Below are 23,102 nucleotides of genomic sequence, written 5' to 3'. Positions count from 1 at the left end.
TACTCCCGTGTTGTCCGATTTGACACGGATCTTCACGTTGTAATCAATTACGCGCTTTACTGCGACGAGGACTTTCATGGAATTCCTTTCTCAGAAGTCGTTTCGTTAACGCCTGAGGCTTTGTTTTTAAGCGTGGGAGCCTACCCTATGCTTATCACGTTTTTCGCATTGCACAATACGGGTTGCAGAAATGAATGTCAACTCATGCAACTGTTGGACAATACCTCTCCTCAGGCAGTGAATCTCCCCAGATTTAACGATGGGCACCCGGTTTCCACAAAACGTCTGATTTCCCCTTTTCATTGAGGAAACGGGCCATGACGAATGCGTGGTCGGATAGTCGGTTAAGATATTGTACACAAAGGGAATTAATCGTGTCACGTTTGGCAAGTTCCGTACAGAGACGTTCTGCGCGACGGCACACGGTACGACATAAATGCAAATGGGCGGATGCGGCACTGCCACCGGGTAATACAAATGACGTGAGCGGGTCGAGTTGATCGTTCATGTCATCAATTTCCGATTCGAGGCGTTTGATCTGTTCATCAACGATACGCAAAGCCCCTTCGCTTTTGCGTCCATCTTCGGGGGTGCAGAGATCGGCACCCAGATCAAACAGGTCGTTTTGAATGCGTTCCAGCATTTTATCGCATTCACCGTTTGTGTGTAATCGGGCCAGACCGAATGTGGCATTGGTTTCATCAACGCAGCCGTATGCTTCGACACGCAGGTCGTGTTTGGCAATACGAGCCCCGTCGCCAAGCGAGGTTTCGCCCTTATCGCCACCACGAGTATATATTTTGGTTAATGTTACCATGGGTCAATCCAGCCTTTTATTTTGGTAAATGTGCAAAAAAAGTGCAGGGCAGACTTTTGAAGTTTTTGGGCTGCGGGTCAAGACTAAAGAGGTAAAAAAATGTTAAGAAGGCGAACAAAATAACATATCGATTGTAAAAAGGTCACGAATTAGAGGTAAGATTGTCATTTCGCGCCATATTGATCAGGCGATAGGTTCCTTTACCGGCTTGTTTGGCCTGATACATTGCGGTGTCGGCACACATGACGAGATCATGGATATCGCTTTCATGTCCAAAGAAACGCACGACGCCGATGGAAAGACCGATTTTAGCGATTTTTCCTTCTTTTTTATAAGGTGTGGAAATGGCGGTTTGCATTTTTTCAACAACAGCTTCGATGGCGCGTATATCTTCAATCCCGTGGGCAATGACGGCAAATTCATCTCCACCCAGTCGCGCGCCGATATCCGTTTCGCGCAGGACATGGCGCAGGCGCAGCCCAACCTGATCAAGAACCCAGTCACCAAAATTATGACCGTAGGCATCGTTAACAGCCTTGAAACCGTCGAGATCAAAATAAAAAAGGACACCGGGACGGTCTGTACGCGCCGCCAGTGCAATCGCATTATGCAGATGTTCTTCAAACAGGCGGCGGTTGGCTAATCCGGTCAAGGCGTCGTGATGGGCAAGATGGGCCAGGGCTTCTTTGGTGTGTTTATGTTCGGTAATGTCGAACGCCCACCAAAGAATGGCTTCCTGCCCACCATATTCGATCAGGCGTGTTGTGATCTGTGCCCAGAAGGGATTGCCGTTCGTGCGCTGACATTGTGTTTCGACATTATTTAGATGTTTGCCCCTGCGGGTATCGACCCAATGGCGGCGATGCATGCGCGGTTCTTTATAGAATTTGCGTGTATCAAAACCGATGATGTCGTCGCGCGGAATTTCATACATCTGTGCCAGTCGTTTGTTGGCAAATAAGAGTTTGAAGGTTTTTACGTGGCTAATACCGATAGCGATGGGACTGGTGCCCAAGATACGGCGCAGACGTTCTTCAGAAATCCGCAAGGCTTCTTCGGCTTGGCGATGTTCGGATATATCCAACATCAATCCATTCCAGACCGTATCACCATTGACCCCTAAATGAGTACGACCACTGGCGCGAACCCATTTGACAGTTTGTTCATTGCGATGGCGAATTCTGACGTCGGTTGTCCACAAATCGCATTCGCGCCCTGCGCGTTCCAGTGTTTCGCGAAAACGCCCACGATCCTGACGAATAACGATCCGTTCAAATAAGCTTGGATCATTTTGCATATCGGCGGGGCTCCAACCGGTGAGGTCGGCGACGCCTTGACTAATATAACTAAAAGACAGTTGCCCGGCTTCTGTGCGGCGGATTTGATAGACAATACCGGGAATATTGACCCCGACATCGCTGAAACGGCGTTGGGTTTCTTTTAAAGACCAGGCGACTTCTGTTTGGGTGAAGGCATTGCCAAGCAAGTTGCCGACAACTTTCAAGGTATCGACATCCTGATCGGACCAGCAACGTGAATTTTCAAAAGTATGTATGCCGATAAACCAAACGGCATCATCGGCTTGTAGAACCGGCACGAGGATGCAGGCTTTGGTGCCGCTGGTGCGCAGGACCGCGCATTCTTCCAACACGTCGGGGGCCAGATCGCTGAGACGGTCGATCTTGACGACATCCCCATTGCGCAACTGATCCAAAACCCAGTGGCACATTTCGTGGCGTTGTGGCGTTTCGGGTAAATCTGGAATATGGGGATTGCGCCATATATAACGAAAATCCATGCTGCGATTCTGGACATCAACACGCGCGGCATAGCTGGCATCGACATCGAAATAGAGGCCGGCTTCGTGCACCGCATTCAGGGCGGCTTCGTCCGGAGAAAGTTCAATGAATTTTTTGGCAATGGTGCTGTAAAGCCGTTCGCGTTCTTCGGAAAGACTGATACCTGCCCGACGACCAACCATAAGCATGCAGGCGGGTAATCCCCCCGTATGTTCAAGGGGCAGGTCGGTGATGCTGACGCGAAATGTTTTGGTGACTTCTTCCCCATCGGTAATGGAGAGGAGGGCCTGTTGGTTCTGGTCAATCTCACCAAGTTTGAAATGGCAGGCGCAACAGTTGTCTTTATCACGAACGTTACAGGTTACGGCCGTATGGAAGGCGTTGTTTGCATAAAGCAGTCTAAAACCGTCGCGGCAATCCGGTGTTTTTTGAATGACAAGATATATGTCCGGACTGTAGCGCGCGGCCTGCCCAACCAAGCCTTCGAAATTCATCTTATTCCCAACTAGAAAGCGCTTCTACGTAATTTCTGCGGGAGAATAACACCGTTTACGTGTTCATAAAAGAGTCATTTTAATTTGTATTACCAATTTAAGTTGCCATGTCGCTTCAAAAGGCAGAAAAAAAGGCCCTTCCCCGTTGGTTGGGGAAGGGCTCAAGTCGGCTTCGCTGTCTGCCTTTTCCTTTGGGGATCCCAATGGAAGGCGCGCCTAAAAGATAAGTGGATGGCAGGGTCCATGTTAGGGCTTATCGCGCGCCAGTCCACGCTCAGCCTTTATCCCAAAAAGGAGAGGGAAGGATAAAAACTGCGCATGAAATCTGACGCAAATCCCTTTGATATATTAAGGGATTTGCGCCGTTTTCGATTTAGCGACGAGTCAAAAGACCGCGTGCGATAACGCCTGCCTGAATTTCAGCCGCCCCTTCAAAGACATTGAGGATACGGGAGTCACACAGAACGCGAGAAATCGGATATTCGGTTGCGTAGCCATTGCCGCCATGAATTTGCAGGGCGTTGTCGGCGTTGGTCCACGCCACACGGGCCGCCAGAAGTTTGGCCATACCGGCTTCGATATCGCAACGCACATCGTGATCTTTTTCCCAACCGGAGAAATAGGTCAGTTGTTTTGCGATCATGGTTTCCACAACCATCCAGGCGATTTTGGAATGAACGCGTGGGAATTCAAAGATCGGTTTGCCGAATTGAACGCGCTCGGTTGCATAACGCAGGCCGAATTCCAAAGCCGATGTCGCCACGCCGGAAGCCCGTGCGGCTGTTTGAATACGTGCGGATTCAAACGTTTCCATCAGTTGTTTGAAGCCTTGACCTTCTTCGCCGCCCAACAATTGACCTTTTGGAACTTCAAAGCCGTCAAAGGCCAGTTCGTATTCTTTCATGCCGCGATAGCCGAGAACGTGGATTTCGCCACCGCTCATACCATTGGCGGGGAAAGCATCGTTATCGGTGCCACGGGGTTTTTCTGCCAGCAGCATGGACAGGCCTTTGTAGCCCTTTTCGTCCGGGTTGGTGCGACATAGAAGCGTCATTAAGTCGGAACGCGACGCGTGGGTAATCCATGTCTTGTTGCCCGTGACCTTGTAAACATCACCTTCGAGAACGGCGCGCGTTTTCAGAGAACCAAGGTCGGAACCTGTATTGGGTTCCGTGAAAACGGCGGTCGGCAGAATTTCGCCGCTGGCAATTTGCGGCAGGTATTTCTCTTTTTGTTCTTCGGTACCGCCCAGACGGATCAATTCCCCGGCGATTTCGTTACGGGTCCCAAGGGAACCAACGCCGATGTAACCGCGTGACAATTCTTCGGTGACAACGCACATGGCTGTTTTACCCATGCCGAGCCCACCGTATTCTTCGGGAATGGTCAGGCCGAACACGCCCATTTCAGCAACCTGTTCGATGATTTCCAGCGGGATCAGTTCATCGTTATCGTGCCATTTTGGTGCTTGATCGATGACTTGTTCGTTGACGAAGCGGCGGAACTGATCGCGGATCATTTCCAGTTCTTCATCCAGACCGGTTTGCCCGAAGGATCCGGTATCCAGACCATCTTTGGCATATTCGGCAATTTTACGACGTACCGCAGGTGTGTTGGCTTTGTATTTAAAAGTCGTAACATCCTTGGTCATATATTCGTGGCATTCTTTGGCGGTAAGGCCAAGATCATGCGGGCGAATGACTTCAACCTGTGAAATCGCGATGCCGTGGGTTAATTGTGTACAATATTCACCAAAGGCACATTGCAGGATCAATTGTTCAAATTCGCTGAAATGGCCTTCTTCTTCCAGCTTTACGCCCCATTTATGCATTTGGCGCAAGGCTTCAACATAAGTTGCCATCCAGGACAGGCCATGAGCGGCGGTTTGTTCGAGTTCCAGTTTCTGGGAATCGACGCGACCGTCTGTCATAACTTTTTCAGAAACAGCGTCTTTGGCTTGTTCCAGCAATTTATCGGCGGCTTCGACTGCACGCGCACAGGAGCCGAGAAGGTCGGAGAGGATAAGATCGCTCATGGATCGGTCCTTTCAAAAAGAAGTAGAAATGAAAACATTTTCCCTAATAAAAATAGGGGCTTATCAAGGAGAAACGGCCCCGAACCGGGTTCGGGGCGCGCCTCGTTAATCGAAATTAATCGAGGTTTTCTTCCAGTGTTTTCAGGCCGGTTGTTTTGGCGTTGACCAGAACAGCCATGTTGCCCGGCAAGTGCTGGTTGGCCAGCATTTTCATGTGTGCTTCGGGGATTTCATCCCAAGAGAACACTTCGGACATACAAGGATCGATACGGCGCTCTACGACCAATTTGTTGGCTTGTGAGGCTTGTTTCAAGTTTGCAAAGTGGGAACCTTGGATACGTTTTTGGCGCATCCAGACAAAACGGGCATCCATCGTCAGGTTAAAGCCTGTTGTACCGGCACAGAAGACAACCATACCGCCGCGCTTAACCACGTTACAGGAAACCGGGAATGTGGCTTCGCCCGGGTGTTCAAACACGAAATCAACATCGTTGCCTTTACCGGTGATTTCCCAGATGGCTTTACCGAACTTGCGGGTTTCTTTCATGTAATCATTAAAGCCTTCGCCGTTTACAGTCGGCAATTGGCCCCAACAGTTGAAGTCTTTACGGTTCAGAACGCCTTTGGCACCCAGACCCATAACGAAATCACGCTTGGATTCATCAGAAATAACACCGATCGCATTGGCACCGGCAACGGCACACAGCTGAATGGCGAAGGAACCGAGACCACCGGAAGCCCCCCAAACCAGAACGTTGTGACCGGGACGCAGAATGTGCGGACGGTGACCGAACAGCATCCGATAGGCGGTTGCCAGCGTGAGTGTATAACAAGCAGATTCTTCCCAAGACAGATGTTTGGGGCGTTCCATCAATTGTTGTGCCTGAACGCGGCAGAATTGAGCAAAGGAACCATCCGGCGTTTCATACCCCCAAATCCGTTGGGAAGGAGAGAACATCGGGTCACCGCCGTTACATTCTTCATCGTCGCCATCATCCTGGTTACAGTGAACAACAACTTCGTCGCCCACATGCCAGCGTTTGACTTTATCGCCAACGGCCCAAACGATACCGGACGCATCGGAACCCGCGATATGGTAATCTTCGCCATGAACGTCGAAGACGGAGATCGGTTTACCAAGTGCCGCCCAGACGCCGTTGTAGTTGACACCGGCAGCCATGACGTAAACGAGTACTTCGTGGCTATCAAGTTTCGGTGTTTCGACGACTTCCAACTGCATGGCTGTGTCGGGGTTGCCGTGGCGTTCGCGACGGATAGCCCAAGCGTACATTTTTTCAGGCACGTGACCGAGTGGCGGAACTTCGCCGATTTCGTAAAGGTCTTTCTTTTCCTGATTCGCTGTGACTTCGGCGAGGTAACTCATATCGGGATACTCCCATCGTTTTTTCAAAGACGTTTCATAAATCTGACCGCGTTGTTTTTTTGTGCGGCGTTTAACATTACTATCTGGTTTACACCATTTTGACAGGCGGGCAAGTTTTTTTTGCATTGCGACACAAAAAATAGGTTGCATTTGCAACTATATTGTAAAAAATCTTAGTTTATAACGCATTTCTAGCTTTTTTTGCGATGCAGTAAGTGGTAGATTGCAAGCCAATGAGGATTCGACCGGGCAATAATCAAATCAAAACGCTGACGCCCACGGATATTTTATTACGCTTAGGAGCGCCCAAGAAATGACTGAAAAACAAACGGTTCAAAAGGATCGCCCGTGGCTGTTTCGGACCTATTCCGGTCACAGTTCAGCCGTGGAAACCAATAAACTTTTCCGCACGAACTTAGGTCGCGGTCAGACGGGTTTGTCTGTTGCCTTCGATTTGCCAACACAAACGGGATACGATTCTGATCATGTCCTTTCACGTGGTGAGGTTGGTAAAGTCGGTGTGCCGATTTCTCATTTGGGCGATATGGAAACCCTCTTTAAAGATATTCCGCTCGAAAAAATGAATACGTCCATGACGATCAATGCTCCGGCAGCATGGCAGTTGGCGCTTTATATTGCTGCAGCTGAACGTCAGGGGGCGAAACGTTCTGATCTGGCGGGCACAACACAGAATGATATTATTAAAGAATACCTGTCTCGTGGAACTTACATTTTCCCACCGGAACCGAGTTTGAAACTGATTACGGATATCGCGGCCTTCACCTATCGTGAAATCCCGAAATGGAATCCGATGAACGTTTGTTCCTATCACTTGCAGGAAGCTGGCGCGACACCCGAACAAGAACTGGCCTTTGCCTTGGCAACCGGGATTGCGGTCTTGGATTCTGTTAAGGCCTCCGGTCAGGTGCCGGATGAAGATTTCCCCAAAGTTGTTGGTCGTATTTCGTTCTTTGTGAACGCGGGTATCCGTTTTGTCACCGAAATTTGTAAAATGCGTGCCTTCACGGAATTGTGGGATGAAATCTGTCGGGAACGCTACGGCGTGGAAGAAGAAAAATACCGTCGTTTCCGCTATGGTGTTCAGGTGAATTCCTTGGGTCTGACCGAACAGCAGCCGGAAAACAACGTTTACCGTATCTTGCTGGAAATGCTGGCGGTGACTTTGTCGAAAAACGCGCGTGCGCGTGCCGTGCAGCTTCCGGCCTGGAACGAGGCGCTGGGCCTGCCGCGCCCGTGGGATCAGCAATGGTCGCTTCGTTTGCAACAGATCATGGCTTATGAAACAGACCTTCTGGAATATGGTGATTTGTTTGATGGATCAGGGGAAGTCACCCGTAAGGTGGAAGAACTGAAAGCCGGTGCGCGTGATGAACTGGCCCGAATCGATGAAATGGGGGGATCTATCCCCGCGGTTGAAACCGGTTATATGAAGCAAAAACTGGTTGAATCCAACGCAACCCGTTTGGCGGCTATTGAAGCCGGGGAACAAATTGTCGTTGGTGTAAACAAGTTTTCCGAAGGGGAAGACAGCCCGTTAACTGCAGGCGATGGGTCTATTTTGACCGTTGATCCGGCGGCAGAAGCAGAACAGATCGAACGTTTGAAAGCGTGGCGTGAACAACGCGATAACGCCAAGGTCGAGGTGGCGCTGGAAGAATTGAAATCAGCGGCGCGTGAAGGTCGCAATATTATGGAACCGAGCATTGCTGCGGCTCATGCCGGTGTGACCACCGGGGAATGGGGCACTGCCTTGCGCGAAGTCTTTGGTGAATATCGTGCGCCAACCGGTGTTGGTGGGGCATCCAGTGCGGCACATGGTGACCAACTGGCAGATGTGCGCACCCGTGTGGACGCCATTTCCAGTAAAATGGGCCGGCGTGTGAAAATGCTGGTGGGTAAACCGGGGCTTGATGGTCATTCCAACGGGGCTGAACAAATTGCCGTTCGTGCACGTGATGCCGGGATGGAAGTGGTCTATGAAGGGATTCGTCTGACCCCGGCGCAAATCGTAAATGCCGCCTTGGAAGAAGGGGTGCATGTCATTGGTTTGTCTATTCTGTCCGGTTCCCATATTCCTTTGGTGACGGAAGTTCTGGAACGCATGAAAGAGGCCGATATCAACGATATTCCGTTGGTTGTCGGCGGAATTATTCCACCGGAAGACGAGGCGGTCTTGCTGAAAGCCGGTGTCTCGCGCATTTATACGCCCAAGGATTATGAAATCAACATGATCATGGCTGATATTGTCGGTTTGATTGAACAGAACGAAGCCGCTTAAAAAGGCGTCAATTTTAAGAAAAGCCCTTTTCTGCTGAATGCAAGAAGGGCTTTTTTTATTGCTGATTGAGGATTGTCCTGTCATAGAAACGACGAAAACGGGGCAAGTTTTCGGGAACCATCCACGATTCCAGAATTGTTCGTAATTCCGGGCTGGCGGCCTTTTCTTTTAATATTTTGTTGGCGTGGGCGATAACCTGTTGCCCTTCAGGACTTTTCGTACAGGCAAGATAGCTGAAACGGTCAAGGCGATCTTCTTTGATCGGGATATTGTAGAGCGTACGCGTCCCTGTATGCATTTTGTTGTAATAGGTTACGCTGTTCTCGATATCGAGAAAATGAATAATGCGGCCCTTTTCAATCATTATGAATAATTGTTGGTGGTCAGTTGGCTGGGTTTGGCATGTCCGCTTTTTATTGCTTGATCAATGATACGGTCCAGTATGGGCCCATATGAACGCTCTGCCTGTACGATCAGGCCATCCGGGTCATTTTTTAGAAACTCACTTAAACTGATTCCCTCTGCGGGATAGTCGACGGGATGCGTACTCACAAGAGTATGTGCGTAGGCGGGCTTCATTGTGGCAGAGTAATAAAGAAAGCTTTCCCGGTTTTGTGTTTTTAACAAAAGAGGGTTGCAGACAAGATCGCCCTGTTGAGCCTGCGCGTAAAACCGCGCCATAGTCATGGGGATGCGGACATGTTTGTATTGCGGCAGATAGCTTTCAAAGAAACGGATCAATTGGTCCGATATGCCCTGTTCTTTATAGGCGCCGTCATTGATGTAGAAGGGGATGAGATCGTTGGTTGCCCAGCTCAGGGTCGGTTTGGCAGAGGCACCTGTGTGAAACCCTGTCAGAAGAAGGATAATGGCGGCGCTTAATAAAGTGTCTATAACTGCTTTTATATGCCGCATAAGGTTTTGATTCCTTATATATTTTACCGAACCATATAAGAGTATGTATTCAAATTGACACAATGGCAAGTCGATATATATATCGGGAGTAGTTTACCTTTTTATCATATTTACCCCCCCCAATCGGGTTATATGGTTTTCGCTTTATAGGCGCAAAGGTCATAGACTTTGCATTGTCCACACTCTGGTTTGCGGGCTTTGCAGATATAACGGCCGTGTAAAATTAACCAATGATGAGCGTGCAGCATGTAGGTTTTGGGCACGGCCTTGATCAATTTTTTTTCGACTTCCAATGGGGTTTTGCCCTTCGCCAGCCCGGTGCGATTTCCGACTCGGAAAATATGGGTGTCAACCGCGATGGTGGGAACAGCCCATGCGATATTGCGCACGACATTGGCGGTTTTGCGTCCAACACCGGGGAGTTTTTCAAGCGCGGCTTGGTCATTGGGCACAATACCGTCGTGGTTATCCACCAACATTTGCGCCGCTTTTATAACGTTTTTGGCTTTGGAGTTATAGAGGCCAATGGTTTTGATATGTTCTTTCAGGCCCGCTTCGCCCAAATCCAACATGTCTTGTGGCGTTGAAACAATCTGGAAGAGCTTTTCAGTCGCTTTATTGACACCGATATCGGTGGCCTGTGCCGACAGGGCAACAGCCACCAATAAAGTATAGGGATTGGTGTAGTTCAATTCGCCTTTGGGTTCTGGGTTATCTTCCCAAAGGCGACGGAAAAATTCTTCACGGTTGGCCTTGTTCATGGATTAGTCTTTCAGGCCCAACACATCTTGCATATCATAAAGTCCCGCATCTGCGGATTTGGTCCATAGGGCACCGGTGACAGCACCGCGCGCGAAAATTACCCGGCTGGAAGCCTTGTGGGTGATTTCGAAACGTTCACCTTCAATGGCAAACATAACTGTGTGATCGCCAACCACATCACCACCGCGCAATGTGGCAAATCCGATGTCGCCTTTTTTACGTTCTCCGGTAAAGCCATCCCGGACTTTATCGGCCACTGTGTCCAGATCAACACCGCGTCCTTTTGCAGCGGCGCGACCCAGTCCAAGGGCAGTGCCGCTGGGGGCATCGACTTTATGTTTGTGGTGCATTTCGACGATTTCGATATCCCAATCGTCACTTAACATGGAGGCAACTTTTTCTGTAATGGCAAAAGCCAGATTGACACCAAGGCTCATATTCGGGGCCTGAATAATGGTTGTGGATTTTGCAGCTTCAGCAATGATGGCTTGATCATCTGCACTTAATCCCGTTGTGCCGATAACAAGCCCGGTGCTATGTTTTGCGGCCAGCTTGGCATGTTCAATCGTGGCCGCCGGTGCAGTAAAATCGATAACGGCATCGGCCTTGGCAAAGAGTTCGTCCGCGTTGGCTGTAATGAGGGCACCGCTGGGAACTTCACCGGCAACAACCGCCGGGTCTTGCCCGATAAAGGGGGAGTTTTCGCGCTCTGTCCCACCGGCAAGTTCTGCGCCTTCTGTATTGACAATAGCTTGAACCAACATACGCCCCATGCGGCCTGTACAGCCGACAATACCGATTTTCATTTTTAACGCTCCGCGAAGTAAGAAACTCTATAAATTTTACGGAGAAACTATCACAGCTTTTTGGGAAATGGAAAAAAAAGAGTTTTACGGCGTGTTGGCCTTGTTTAAATAGCGCAAGAGATGTGTGTCTTCGCTAATCAGGTGTCGCAGCAGCCAGTATTTTAAATAACGCAAGACTTCATCGAAGTTTGTCCCTTCGGGGTCACTGAGAATTTCAGCTTTGCGTTTGGACAGGTCAGCAATAAGCCATTTATGTTTATCCCGGTGAGTTTCATAACGCGGATAAGCCATATTGCGCATGACGTTTTCTTCGTGATCGAAGTGTTTCAGCGTTTCGGCGCCAATAAGGTCAAAAGTGTTTCCAAGATCAAGGGAAAGAGGGTCATTCAAATATGTTTCGGTCGCTTTGTTTAACAGGTCGATCAGGTCGCGATGCTCGTTATCAACAGAGACGATATCTGTAGAGAAGCTTTTCTTCCAATTGACCTTGCGTGGACGGTGGCTGAGTTTCAGGTCTTCAATTTGATTGTTTGACCATTTGACGGGTCCAACGTTTTTTTCATTCTCAATACAAAAGGAAATGAATTGATCAGCAGGCATGGGCTTACCTGTCAGAAAACCTTGGAAATATTCACAACCGATACTGTTGAGAAAGGCGGCTTGAGCATTTTCTTCAACCCCTTCTGCTACGATCTCAAGGCCGAGAACATGGGCGAGTGAGGCGATGGCAACTGCAATGAGACGGTCTTCTTCGTTTTCAGCGAGATTGGTGACGAAAACCCGGTCGATTTTTAAACGATCCAGCGAGAATTTACGCAGATAGGAGAGACTGGAATACCCAGTTCCAAAATCATCGATGGCTGCCTTAAATCCCTTGTGATGGAGCATTTGTAATGTGTGCATTACGTCTTTGGGATTTTCAGCAAGAACGCGTTCGGTAATTTCAATTTCCAGATTTTCATAAGGAATATCGTATTTGTCCATGCATTGAACCAATGGATCGACCAAAACTTCCTTTGAAAAATAATTGGAGGCCACGTTCAAGGATAGAGGGATCCACCGCCCACATTCCTTTTTGATTTGAGCAAGGAGTTCAGCAGAACGTTCCATGGACCAATGTAAGAAAGTGCGCCCAAAGTCACCATACTCCAGAAAATCAACAAACTGGGAGGGGGGGATAATTTGTCCGTTGGGCTGAACCCAGCGAATGAGCAACTCACCACCGACAACATGGTTACTTTCCGAACTGACTTGTGGCTGAATGTAAAATTGCAGCTGATTGCTATCCAGTGCTTCATTCAGATTTTGTAAGAAGATGTTGCGTAAGCTGGGGGATGATTGCTCTTTTATTTTTTCCAGTACATTTGGAGTGTACATTTCTACAAGATGATGACGCAGGTTATGAACGATGGAGTTCAGGTCATCATTTGCCCCGTTCCATTCCTGATAGGCGAGCCAAATTGAAATCGCATCATCAAGATGAGGGTCAGTTTTTATCTTGTCGATGGCATCGCGCAAGATATCAATGTTACAGGGGACTTCACTGACACAGATCACAAGAAGTTCTGAAATGGAATATCGACAGATAATGGCTTGTTGTGCCGATGGTTTAAGATGATTGGAAACCCGTTTTAAGACTTCGCCATATTCACGATCATCGGTATCAACCGTACTTGGGATCTGGGCTTTGACAAAAAAGGTGCCACCTTTCATGGCTCTGGTTTGAAGCTGTCCGAATTCAAGCGTGCCTTTGTGACGATTGAGAAGGCCGGAGGCGACATCGTAACAATCAATATAGTCCAGATGATCAATAATGCGTCGGATAATTTCCGGGTCTTGAATAAGGATGGTTTTGAAAGAATCCCCTGCTTTGCCGATGGGAATGACTTTTATAAGGACCAGTGATGACGTGCCATCCGGCTTGGTGAACTTGGTCGGGCTGAAAGTGGCAATGTCGTTATCATGGCGTGGGCTGACGAAATCAAATTCCGGGAAAAGGTCCTGGATGGTACAAGAAATAGTGTCTTCTGACTCGAAACCCGCGAGCAGGAGGAATTGTTTATTACATCCCTTGATTGTGCCTCTTGCATCTATGGTTAAAATGGCTTCACTACTGGCTTCCAGAATGGCGGGTGCGGCATTCTGCAATAAAGATTCGTCCATTTTATATCCTCTAATAGAAACCTCAGCGTTTTCATTCTAGGTCAAACTTAACTCAAGAGCGACATATTTGTAGCAAAGGTAGTGTTGGTTTGGTTTGAACCAGAAAAAGCCGTGGAATTGTCTTTTCGCTGTTATCTGGCCTTGCTCTTGGCAACGCTTTGTCCTATTTTGCGCGCAATATAGTACGCATCTTTTCGAGGCGATTTTGATATGAGCGACATTAAAAAAGTAGTATTGGCCTATTCTGGTGGTTTGGATACCTCCATCATCCTGAAATGGCTGCAAGACACCTATAACTGCGAAGTGGTGACCTTTACGGCTGATCTTGGTCAGGGTGAAGAAGTTGAACCGGCCCGCAAAAAAGCCGAGATGCTGGGCATCAAGGAAATTTATATCGATGATTTGCGCGAAGAGTTTGTGCGCGATTATGTTTTCCCGATGTTCCGTGCCAATGCCGTTTATGAAGGTGTTTACCTGTTGGGCACATCCATTGCCCGTCCGTTGATTGCCAAGCGTCAAATTGAAATCGCCCGCGAAGTCGGTGCGGATGCCGTGTCTCATGGTGCAACGGGTAAAGGTAATGATCAGGTCCGTTTCGAATTGGGCTACTACGGCCTGCAACCGGACATTAAAGTCATTGCACCGTGGCGCGAGTGGGATTTGAATTCCCGCACGAAATTGATTGAATATGCGCAGCACCACCAAATCCCGGTGCCCAAGGATAAGCACGGCGAAGCTCCTTATTCAATGGATGCGAACCTGCTGCATATTTCCTATGAAGGTAAAGCGCTGGAAAATCCGTGGCAGGAATATGATGAAAGCATGTTCTTGCGTACCGTTTCACCGGAAAATGCACCGGACGTACCGACATATATCGAAATTGAATATGAAAAAGGCGACCCCATTGCCTTGAACGGTAAAAAACTGTCCCCGGCAAGCATGCTGACAGCCCTGAACGAAGTGGCTGGTAAAAATGGTATTGGTCGTCTGGATCTGGTGGAAAACCGTTTTGTCGGCATGAAATCACGCGGCGTTTATGAAACACCGGGCGGTACCATTATGCTGGCGGCACACCGTGCAATGGAATCTATCACACTGGACCGTAACGCAGGCCATTTGAAAGATGAATTGATGCCGCGTTATGCGGAACTGATCTACAACGGTTTCTGGTGGTCACCGGAACGTGCAGCCTTGCAGGCTTTGATCAACAAAACACAGGAAAATGTTTCCGGTGTGGTTCGTCTCAAGCTTTATAAAGGCAACGTGATTGTTGTCGGTCGTAAATCTGATTTCTCTTTGTATTCCGAAGAACACGTCACGTTTGAAGAAGACGAAGTTTACGATCAGCGCGATGCAGAAGGTTTCATTAAATTGAATGCCTTGCGTCTGCGTATGTCTGCGGTGAAACCGGATCTTGGCCAAGCGGGCTAACAAAGGGTTTTACAAAAAGAATGAAAAGGGAGGGCTTCGGTCCTCTCTTTTTTTATGTGCGAGAATGTTCTTTACCTCGTCAGATGAATAAGGGATTCTGATAACTGTCCTGAAATGATGGAGTTGTGAGTGTTTGTGAAGCAGTTTTTCATCTTTGCAGTTTTATCCTGTCTGATCACTTTCCCGGCCCTTGCGCAAGATCAATGGGAAGTCGGGCAGGAATTCAGTGATTGTGCAGGATGTCCCAAAATGAAAGTGGTTGGCCCCGGTTCATTTATTATGGGCGATGACCACGGTTATAAATATGAACGTCCCGCCCATCGGGTCACCATTGATTACGCGTTTGCCTTGGGGGTGTACGAAATCACCTTTGATGAATGGGAGGCTTGCGCACAGGAACTCGCCTGTAAAGAAGCCCCGGATGATCATGGTTGGGGCAAGGGACGTTATCCGATCATCAATGTGACCTATGCTGATATTGGTGATTATCTGAAATGGTTGAGTGAGAAATCCGGGCGAACGTATCGTCTGCCCAGTGAAGCGGAGTGGGAATATGCCGCACGAGCGGGTACAACGACCCAATATTGGTGGGGGGACGAGGTTGGTAAAAACAATGCCAATTGCCGCAAATGTGGGTCGAAATGGTCAGGCTTTGGCTCTGCCCCGGTGGGATCTTTCAAGGCGAACCCGTGGGGGTTTTTTGATATGAATGGCAACGCGTGGGAATGGGTTGCCGATTGTTGGAGCCCTCATTACGCCTTGGCCCCAACAGACGGACGTGCGCGCACAGATGGCAATTGCAAGGAACCGGTGACACGCGGCGGGTCGTGGTATTACTTCCCCAAACTGTCCCGATCGGCCTATCGTTACAAAAATGCCGAGAATGTTTTTAGTTATAATGTTTCATTTCGGGTTCTGGCAGAGCTGAAACAGTGATCCCTTGTTGCATTCAGGCGATGATCGGCTAAATTGAATTCCACCTTTATCATCTTGAAAGCGATTTCCATGCTGCGCCTGTTTGCTATTTTGACGTTTTTACTGATTGCTGTGCCGGTTCAGGCTAATGAACCGTCGTTAAATGCAGACCAGCAGGCCTTGGTGGAAAAAATACGCAACTATTTGGATGATCTGAAAACGTTAAAAGGCAGTTTTGCACAAATCAGTTCGGACGGCACCTATGCCGATGGGAAAGTTTATATGTCGCGCCCCGGTAAAATGCATCTGGTGTATAATCCACCTGTGAAAACGGAAATTATCGTGCGACGTGGGACAATCATTTACCATGATAAAGAATATCAACAGGTGAATTATTACCCGCTGAGCTCCACACCGCTTGCCGTTTTATTGGATGAACAGATCAATTTTGAAAAAGGCGTCAAAATCGTTGATTTGGCCCAAGGAACAGGCGTGATTGAATTGACATTGGTGGATCGGGAAGACCCGGGCATGGGGTCTGTTACGCTGGTTTTCAGTGATGCGCCTTTGGAATTGCGCAAATGGTCAATCGTGGATGCCCAAGGCGTGATGACACAGGTTTCTCTGCTGAATGCGACATATGGCGGGGCGATTGATGCCAAACAGTTTGATTTTATTGACCCACAGTATGATGCGCAAAATAACTAACAAACTATGTGTTTTTTACATATCAGGATTGAAATATTTGCATTGATGAATCTGGAAGGGCCACCCCATCTAAAGATTAGAATGGCTGTTCACCTACCATAGCCACTCGCAGGTGGTTCCCCTGCCACCTGAGACCTCTCAGCCATGAGAGAAAAAGCCTTTTGCGCCCGACTGCCCCCTAGTCGGGCGCTTTTCTTTTCTGCTACAAGTCTTTTTTAAAATGATTTCAAAACAGGATTAGTCAATGAAACTGGTGACCTGGAATATTAATTCCGTGCGTATTCGTTTAGACCATGTGCGTCAACTGGTAGAAACCGCCAACCCGGATGTGATTTGTTTTCAGGAAACCAAGGTCCGGGACGAACTGTTTCCCTTGTTGGATTTACAAGCACTTGGGTTTGAACACATCCATTTTGCCGGGGAAAAAAGTTATAACGGGGTCGCCATTCTGTCCAAAATACCGTTTGAAGAGACGACAGCCTTATCATGGTGCGGACGTGAAGATAAACGCCATGTCAGTGTCCGGCTAGCAGGTGGTGTTGAGCTGCATAATTTCTATATTCCGGCTGGTGGTGACGAACCTGATGCAGATGTTAACCCGAAATTTGCACATAAATTGCAGTTTCTGGATGAAATGACAGATTGGGCGGCGCAGAGCTATCAAGAGGGGACCCGCCGGATTATGGTTGGGGATTTTAATATTGCCCCGCTGGAAACCGATGTATGGGATCATAAAAAACTGAAAAATATTATCACCCATACGGTGGTTGAAATTGATCGTCTTGATCGTTTGCAGGCGGCGGGTCAATGGGTGGATGCCATGCGTATGCATATTTTACCGGATGAAAAATGTTTTACGTGGTGGAGCTATCGCGCACGTGATTGGCGCGCGGCAAACAAGGGGCGACGACTGGACCATGTATGGGTCAGTCCTGCCTTAAAAGATGGGGTTAAATCCTGCGAAGTTCTTTTGGATTTACGCGGGCTTGAAAAGCCCAGCGACCATGCCCCGGTCATGGTTGAAATTGATATCTAGATTTTCATAAACCCAGTAAGGCGAGGGCCATACCTGCAGTCAGGGCAAGGGCGAGAATCACACCATTGCGGATGGTGATCTTTAAACTGTTCACATCTTCGCCCGGCGGCTGATTTTTCACAGGTGTTTTGACGGAAGTATCAAATTGAACCGGGTCGGCATGGGCGGTAATGGTATCGTCTTTCAGCCATTGTTTCAGCCCGCTGACGATTGTGTCACGATAAGTAGCAAGGTCTTTGTTATCGCCTTCTTCCTGTGTCCATTGCAGGCATTCTGCACAGGCACGGATATAGGCGCGCGCGCCTTGTGAATTGGGGGAATGGAAGATAACAGGGCGACCGAGAAAGGCGCTTTCGGCAATTTTGGGTTCAACCGGAATGGCATTTTGGAAAACGTGTTCTTTAAAATGGGCGCGGACTTCGCGATCTACCAGTTGATGCAGTTGCTGGCTTGGGTCACTAAGGGTCATCAAAATGCGAAAATCAAGATCATGCCCGGCTTCAACACGTATATCATTAATGGACGATTCCATTTGTTGTAATCCGGCAATGGCGAAGCTTTCGCTTTGTACGGGCACGATCACTTTATGGGCTGCCACCAGCGCATTGAGACTGAGAATTCCAAACGAAGGCGGACAATCAATCAGCACATAATCAAAGGGAATGTCGTCTTGTTCGAGACTTTCGCGCAACCAGTATTCCGGGTCTTCATCATCCGGGGAAACCGAACTGAGGGCGGCAAGCTGAAAGGTTGCGGGGACAAGAGACAGGTTGGGCAAATCCGTTTTATGAATAACGTCTTGAAGTTTTTTATCACCAAGAATCAGCTCATAGCTACCGGCCTGAATGGCCTTGGCATTCAGGCCTAGCCCGGTCGCAGCGTTGCTTTGCGGGTCCATGTCGATAATCAAAACGGCATTGTTACCAGCCGCAAGGGCGCTGGCCATATTCAGTGTGGTTGTGGTTTTTCCCACCCCGCCTTTATGATTCATAATGGCAATGACAGCCGTCATTGAATACCTCAAATCTAAATTCGATTTTATCAGACTAAGGATTTATACCAATTTCGCCAAGCAGGAAATAATGTTAGTCAATTAGAAGGCTAAAAAAGAACAAGGTAAATCTCTAAAAAATTACAAAAATTTGATTTATTGTTTACTTGAATAAACGTTTAAATATTAATAGAATGGACGTTATGCAACTAGGAGAAAGTCAATGAGCATTTTTATCAATTTAGGAGTGAGAGCAAAAATTATGAGCTTGGTTTGCTTGCTCATGATTTTGTCATTGGTGGGAAGCCTTGTGATCGAATTGCAAGTGGTAAAGATCGGAAATGAGATTGAAGCTGTCGCAGAACGGGATATGCCGCTCGTTGGAAAAATTACAAAAATTGAAACGCATCAACAGGCACAAGCGGTTCATTTCGAACGTGTATTACGATTGAAAGGAATTGGGCAAGGCGATGAACACCAAAGCACGCTTGAGATTGCCAAGTTTAATGAGCTTTCGCAACAGGTTGAATCGGAGCTTGCAGATGCGGGACGTGTTATTGCAAAATTTTTAACCAACGCAGAGTTGTTTGACGAGGAACGTGAAAAGTTAACCGAGCTTTCCGTCAAATTAAAAGGTCTTGCACAAGAACATAAAAATTATGAAAGCCATGCAATTGAGGTTTTTAAATTAAGTACAACCGGGGCGAAAGATGAGATAGAAAGCAAAGCACGCGAGATCAAAAAGAAAGAAGAAGTCCTTATCCAAGGTGTTGAGGCGCTTTTGTGGGAGGTCAATGGTTATACGCAAAAAGCCTTGTTGGAAGCGGAAGAACACGAGCATAGTGTTGAAGTGATTGTGATCGTCATAACAGTCGTAATTATGGCTTTTGGTTTGCTCTTTGGTTGGCTTATCGGACACAATGTTGCAAAAACTGTACAAGGGGTGACAGAGGCAACCATGCGATTGGCAGAAGGAGATTTGCAGACGGAAATTCCTTCTCTCACACTAAAAAATGAAGTTGGCAATATTGCCCGGGCCTTGCTGATTTTTCGAGACAATCTGAAAGAGACGGAGAGATTACGTCTTGAACAGGAAGAGGAAAAAGTGCGTGCCGAAAAGCGCCAGCGTATTGCATTAAACCAGATGGCCGATTCCTTTGAAACAGATGTGGGCAGTGTTGTCCAGACGGTGACATCCGCAGCAACAGAATTACAGGCAGCGGCTCATGAAATGGCGCGAACAGCGGCGACCACTAGTGATCAAGCCAGTGCCGTAGCGTCAGCGTCAGAACATGCCAGTCAAAATGTTCATTCAGTGGCTTCCGCGACGGAAGAATTATCCGCCTCAATTGGCGAGATTCGGACACAAGTTTCGATGTCCAGTGAAGTGTCGGAAAAAGCGGTGGGTGTGGCCCTCGAGACCACACAGACAATTGAAGCGTTGTCAGAAAGTGTACGCCAAATCGGCGAAGTGGTGCATCTTATTACAGATATTGCAGATCAGACAAATCTATTGGCATTGAATGCCACAATCGAGGCCGCGCGCGCAGGCGATGCCGGCAAAGGTTTTGCGGTTGTTGCCGGGGAGGTTAAGAACCTTGCCAATCAAACGAGCCGAGCGACGGATGAAATTACAACACAGATTAATCATGTTCAAACCGGAACCAGTAATGCGGTGCAGGCTATTCAGTCTATTTCGGATGTGATTGCCCAGATGAATGAAATTTCAACTGCTGTTGCAACGGCAGTTGAGGAACAAAGTGCTGCCACAAGTGAAATTGCACGCAATGTGGATCAGGCCTCAGAAGGAACGCGTCAGGTCAGTGACAATATTGCATTGGTCGAAGATGCCGCCAAAGAAACGGGTGCAGCAGCAAGCCAGATTGAGGCCGCAAGTTCTGAATTGTCGGTACAGGCAGAATATTTAACGGGGCAGATGGGGGAATTCCTCAATGGTGTGCGCCGTGATGAGGGGGAAAGTCCGAAGATCATTAAATGGTGTGAAAAATTGTCTTACGGTGATGCGGCTGTTGATCAGGGACATCAAAATTTCATTGATAAAGTCAATGCGATTTATGCCCACATGCTGCTAGGTGGGGATGTCAGACAAATGATTTCTATGCTGAAACAGGTTTCAGACGCTGTGGTTGATCATTTTGAATTAGAGGCCGATCTCCTGCGTCAGGTGAATTATCCGGGACTGGACAAGGTGTTGCAGGAACAGGCGATCTTTTTACGTGACCTGAAGCAATGGCAGGACGGACACGCCACAGGGAAAAATGATGATATCACCGAAGCGTTTGCCGTCTTGCTGGGTTGGTATAATGGACATATCTCACGTATAGATGCCTCTTATATCCGCCGCCAATTGGCTGCTTAAATAAAAGCGCCACGTATTCAAAAAAGAAACGTGGCGCTTTTGTTATCGTAAAGGCTAGGCGGGGGCTTATCCCCGACGGGGCATCAGCACCCAGTAATCCAGATCAAGCACCACATCAGGATTATATTTGCCGTCTTCATCCTTGTAAGGGAAGTCATCCGCCGGATGGTCTTTGGTGGCAACCAGACGCAGACGCAGGGCACCCATGTCGGAACGACCTTTGATTTCCTGCTTATCCAGAACTTCGGACCAGGCAAAAATTGTATTTCCGGCGAAGGTCGGGTTGGCGTGCGCACCGGCATTGATGGCGGCAACTTTGAATGCATTACCCAATCCGTTGAAGGAAAGCGCGCGCGCCAGTGAAATAATGTGACCGCCGTAAATCAGACGTTTGCCGAAACGGTTGTCTTTGGCGGCAAACTGGTCGAAGTGAACTTTGGCTGTGTTTTGATAGAGACGGGTTGCCATTTGGTGTTCGGCTTCTTCAATGGTCATGCCATCAATATGGTCGATTTTTTCACCGACTTCGTAATCTTCCCACAGATGTGGTGCGCCTGCCAATTCAACATCGTAAGACGAGAAATCCAAACCTTCTGCGATCACAAGATCATCAACATCAACAACTTTGGGCAGATCGGGAATAATGGTGTCCGGTGTCGGTGCATCCAGATCTTTCTTTTTCACCATGACCCAACGGACATAATCCAAAACGACTTCGTCTTTTTGGTTAATGCCGATGGAATTGACATAGACAACACCCGTTTTGCCGTTGGAATTTTCTTTCAAGCCAATGACAGTCGAGGTCGTGCGCAGCGTATCACCGGCATAAACCGGGGCACCAAAACGTCCGACGGCATAACCAAGGTTGGCAACCGCATTGAGGGAAACATCGGGAACTGTTTTGCCAAACACCATATGGAAGGCCAGCATGTCATCCAACGGCATGGCTTCAAACCCCAAACCCATTGCGTAAGGCTCGGCGCTGTGCGGCATATGGCGAAAACCGTAAAGGGCGGTGTAAAGCGAGACATCGCCTTCTGTCACGGTGCGTGGTGTGGCGTGAACGATTTCCTGACCGAGGAAGAAATCCTCAAAGAAATTGCCCGGGTTTGTTTTTGTCATTTTAGGACGTCCTCATTTTTTGTGTAATTTGGAGGTTTTCTAGCATTTTTTGCAGCGCAATAAAAGGTGTTTTTCAATGCCTGCATTGAAATTATATTTCTTTGGTTGTTGTGTTATTACGACTGTTTTACGTTTTTTGTTGCACTGCGTTCAAGCAAAAACGGGCTCTGTGGGTCATGCTGACGATAGGCGTCTTTTGCCTGTGCGTTATTGTAGGTCGCATAACAATACTGGCAGCCGTGTAGGCAACTGTTATAGGCGCCGATATCAACCGATTGAACGCATCCGCAAGCTTTGCGTTGCCCTTTGTCTTTGCGCCAATGTTGGTCTGTTTTGGAAATTTTACGAATGAGATCGTCGTCGATGCATTTGCCGTGTTCAATGGAAAAGGCGCGCCAGTCTTGTTCTTGTGCGCAGGATTTTAAAGACAGCCCGCAGGAACGCGCAATGGTCGACAAAGTCGCCAGCAATCGGTTGAGGTCATCTTCTTGTTGGGCGATATCTTGATAGACAAGGGCATTGACTTTCTTGAGGTTTCGTTCTGTTTTGGCATAAAAATCGGTTAGGGCGAACATGACAGTATGGGTGTGGCCCTGTAGGGCATGGGCAATTTTATCAAACATATCGATGTGATATTGGATGGGTGTAACGTTGGATAAAAGAATAGGGTCATAGCGCCAGATAACACGATCCGGCCCGACTTTCTGTGACAAAGTTTTAAAATGATTTATGGCTTGTTCGAGCGAAAGTGTGCTGTTTTCAATTTCGCGCGGGTAGCCTGTGATGGTCATGTGAAAGTACGAGGCAAATGGACGTTTTTCCAGCATGCCAAGATGAGGAAAAAGCGGTGCCGGGTTGCGTGTCCAGAAAACGAAACAATCGACATCTTCGGGGCGCAGGGAAATATCACGAACTTGATTGGGGTTAAAAGGGTTGCGTGTTTTTACAAATCCGGCATGGACCCGATTGATAAACCAGTCACTATAAAAGGCGGCAATGTCGGTTCGGCGGCTGATACTGACGATTTGTCCCATGATGTTGCCTA

The 23,102-nt window shown here is 48.1% G+C and carries 18 protein-coding genes and 1 pseudogene; 6 read left to right on the top strand and 13 right to left on the bottom strand.

Features of this window, described 5'->3' with window-relative positions; genetic code table 11:
- The 5 genes and pseudogenes from ACN0VA_RS16725 to ccrA form a co-directional block, all read right to left on the bottom strand.
- Positions 1 to 78 (bottom strand): annotated as a pseudogene (locus ACN0VA_RS16725) (electron transfer flavoprotein subunit beta/FixA family protein); the annotation flags it as partial.
- A gap of 175 nt (positions 79 to 253) precedes the next feature.
- Positions 254 to 817: a cob(I)yrinic acid a,c-diamide adenosyltransferase gene (locus ACN0VA_RS16720; protein WP_417822267.1), complete on the bottom strand. Its 564-nt coding sequence runs from the start codon at positions 815 to 817 to the stop codon at positions 254 to 256.
- A 142-nt stretch (positions 818 to 959) separates the two neighbouring features.
- Positions 960 to 3,110, bottom strand: a complete 2,151-nt coding sequence (locus tag ACN0VA_RS16715; protein WP_417822266.1) for a diguanylate cyclase domain-containing protein — start codon at positions 3,108 to 3,110, stop codon at positions 960 to 962.
- A 373-nt stretch (positions 3,111 to 3,483) separates the two neighbouring features.
- Positions 3,484 to 5,145, bottom strand: coding sequence for an acyl-CoA dehydrogenase family protein (locus ACN0VA_RS16710; RefSeq protein WP_417822265.1), 1,662 nt, complete (start codon positions 5,143 to 5,145; stop codon positions 3,484 to 3,486).
- 115 nt (positions 5,146 to 5,260) lie between these two features.
- A complete protein-coding gene (gene ccrA / locus ACN0VA_RS16705) occupies positions 5,261 to 6,529 on the bottom strand; it encodes a crotonyl-CoA carboxylase/reductase (protein WP_417822264.1) in 1,269 nt (422 codons plus the stop codon).
- 313 nt (positions 6,530 to 6,842) lie between these two features.
- Between ccrA and ACN0VA_RS16700 the strand changes: the two genes are divergently transcribed.
- A complete protein-coding gene (locus tag ACN0VA_RS16700) occupies positions 6,843 to 8,828 on the top strand; it encodes a methylmalonyl-CoA mutase family protein (RefSeq protein WP_417822263.1) in 1,986 nt (661 codons plus the stop codon).
- A gap of 55 nt (positions 8,829 to 8,883) precedes the next feature.
- Here the strand turns inward: ACN0VA_RS16700 and ACN0VA_RS16695 are convergent, their stop codons facing one another.
- The 5 genes from ACN0VA_RS16695 to ACN0VA_RS16675 all read right to left on the bottom strand — a co-directional run bounded on the left by ACN0VA_RS16695 (position 8,884) and on the right by ACN0VA_RS16675 (position 13,474).
- Positions 8,884 to 9,192: a hypothetical protein gene (locus ACN0VA_RS16695; RefSeq protein WP_417822262.1), complete on the bottom strand. Its 309-nt coding sequence runs from the start codon at positions 9,190 to 9,192 to the stop codon at positions 8,884 to 8,886.
- A complete protein-coding gene (locus ACN0VA_RS16690; RefSeq protein WP_417822261.1) occupies positions 9,192 to 9,743 on the bottom strand; it encodes a hypothetical protein in 552 nt (183 codons plus the stop codon). The genes ACN0VA_RS16695 and ACN0VA_RS16690 overlap by 1 nt, the downstream gene beginning before the upstream one ends.
- Before the next feature lie 128 nt (positions 9,744 to 9,871).
- The gene (gene nth / locus ACN0VA_RS16685; protein ID WP_417822260.1) at positions 9,872 to 10,504 is read right to left on the bottom strand and encodes an endonuclease III; all 633 of its coding nucleotides are present in this window, start codon (positions 10,502 to 10,504) and stop codon (positions 9,872 to 9,874) included.
- 3 nt (positions 10,505 to 10,507) lie between these two features.
- Complete coding sequence (gene dapB, locus ACN0VA_RS16680; protein WP_417822259.1) at positions 10,508 to 11,311, bottom strand: 4-hydroxy-tetrahydrodipicolinate reductase; 804 nt, start codon at positions 11,309 to 11,311, stop codon at positions 10,508 to 10,510.
- An 84-nt stretch (positions 11,312 to 11,395) separates the two neighbouring features.
- Positions 11,396 to 13,474 carry an EAL domain-containing protein gene (locus ACN0VA_RS16675; RefSeq protein WP_417822258.1) on the bottom strand — a complete coding sequence of 693 codons (2,079 nt, stop codon included), beginning with the start codon at positions 13,472 to 13,474 and terminating at the stop codon, positions 11,396 to 11,398.
- Positions 13,475 to 13,684: 210 nt separating this feature from the next.
- Between ACN0VA_RS16675 and ACN0VA_RS16670 the strand changes: the two genes are divergently transcribed.
- The 4 genes from ACN0VA_RS16670 (at position 13,685) to xth (ending at position 17,564) form a co-directional block, all read left to right on the top strand.
- Positions 13,685 to 14,905, top strand: a complete 1,221-nt coding sequence (locus tag ACN0VA_RS16670; RefSeq protein WP_417822257.1) for an argininosuccinate synthase — start codon at positions 13,685 to 13,687, stop codon at positions 14,903 to 14,905.
- Positions 14,906 to 15,034: 129 nt separating this feature from the next.
- Positions 15,035 to 15,841 (top strand): formylglycine-generating enzyme family protein, encoded by an 807-nt coding sequence (locus ACN0VA_RS16665; RefSeq protein ID WP_417822256.1) that lies wholly within the window; start codon positions 15,035 to 15,037, stop codon positions 15,839 to 15,841.
- Positions 15,842 to 15,874: 33 nt separating this feature from the next.
- The gene (locus tag ACN0VA_RS16660; RefSeq protein ID WP_417822255.1) at positions 15,875 to 16,528 is read left to right on the top strand and encodes a LolA family protein; all 654 of its coding nucleotides are present in this window, start codon (positions 15,875 to 15,877) and stop codon (positions 16,526 to 16,528) included.
- Positions 16,529 to 16,772: 244 nt separating this feature from the next.
- Positions 16,773 to 17,564, top strand: a complete 792-nt coding sequence (gene xth / locus ACN0VA_RS16655; protein ID WP_417822254.1) for an exodeoxyribonuclease III — start codon at positions 16,773 to 16,775, stop codon at positions 17,562 to 17,564.
- Positions 17,565 to 17,568: 4 nt separating this feature from the next.
- On the opposite strand, the gene ACN0VA_RS16650 is transcribed toward xth, so the two are convergent.
- Entirely contained in the window at positions 17,569 to 18,576 is a 1,008-nt protein-coding gene (locus ACN0VA_RS16650) for a ParA family protein (protein WP_417822253.1), read from the bottom strand.
- A 202-nt stretch (positions 18,577 to 18,778) separates the two neighbouring features.
- Here ACN0VA_RS16650 and ACN0VA_RS16645 point away from each other — a divergent pair, with 202 nt between their 5' ends.
- Positions 18,779 to 20,935 carry a methyl-accepting chemotaxis protein gene (locus tag ACN0VA_RS16645; protein WP_417822252.1) on the top strand — a complete coding sequence of 719 codons (2,157 nt, stop codon included), beginning with the start codon at positions 18,779 to 18,781 and terminating at the stop codon, positions 20,933 to 20,935.
- A 66-nt stretch (positions 20,936 to 21,001) separates the two neighbouring features.
- On the opposite strand, the gene ACN0VA_RS16640 is transcribed toward ACN0VA_RS16645, so the two are convergent.
- Both ACN0VA_RS16640 and ACN0VA_RS16635 read right to left on the bottom strand, forming a co-directional pair.
- Positions 21,002 to 22,057: a MaoC family dehydratase gene (locus tag ACN0VA_RS16640; protein ID WP_417822251.1), complete on the bottom strand. Its 1,056-nt coding sequence runs from the start codon at positions 22,055 to 22,057 to the stop codon at positions 21,002 to 21,004.
- 116 nt (positions 22,058 to 22,173) lie between these two features.
- Positions 22,174 to 23,091, bottom strand: a complete 918-nt coding sequence (locus ACN0VA_RS16635) for a DUF1848 domain-containing protein (RefSeq protein WP_417822250.1) — start codon at positions 23,089 to 23,091, stop codon at positions 22,174 to 22,176.
- Between the last annotated feature and the right edge of the window lie 11 nt (positions 23,092 to 23,102).

The sequence above is a fragment of the Terasakiella sp. genome (assembly GCF_048267425.1).
Classification (GTDB): Bacteria; Pseudomonadota; Alphaproteobacteria; order Rhodospirillales; family Terasakiellaceae; genus Terasakiella.
This window is presented reverse-complemented; position numbering and strand designations above follow the sequence as displayed.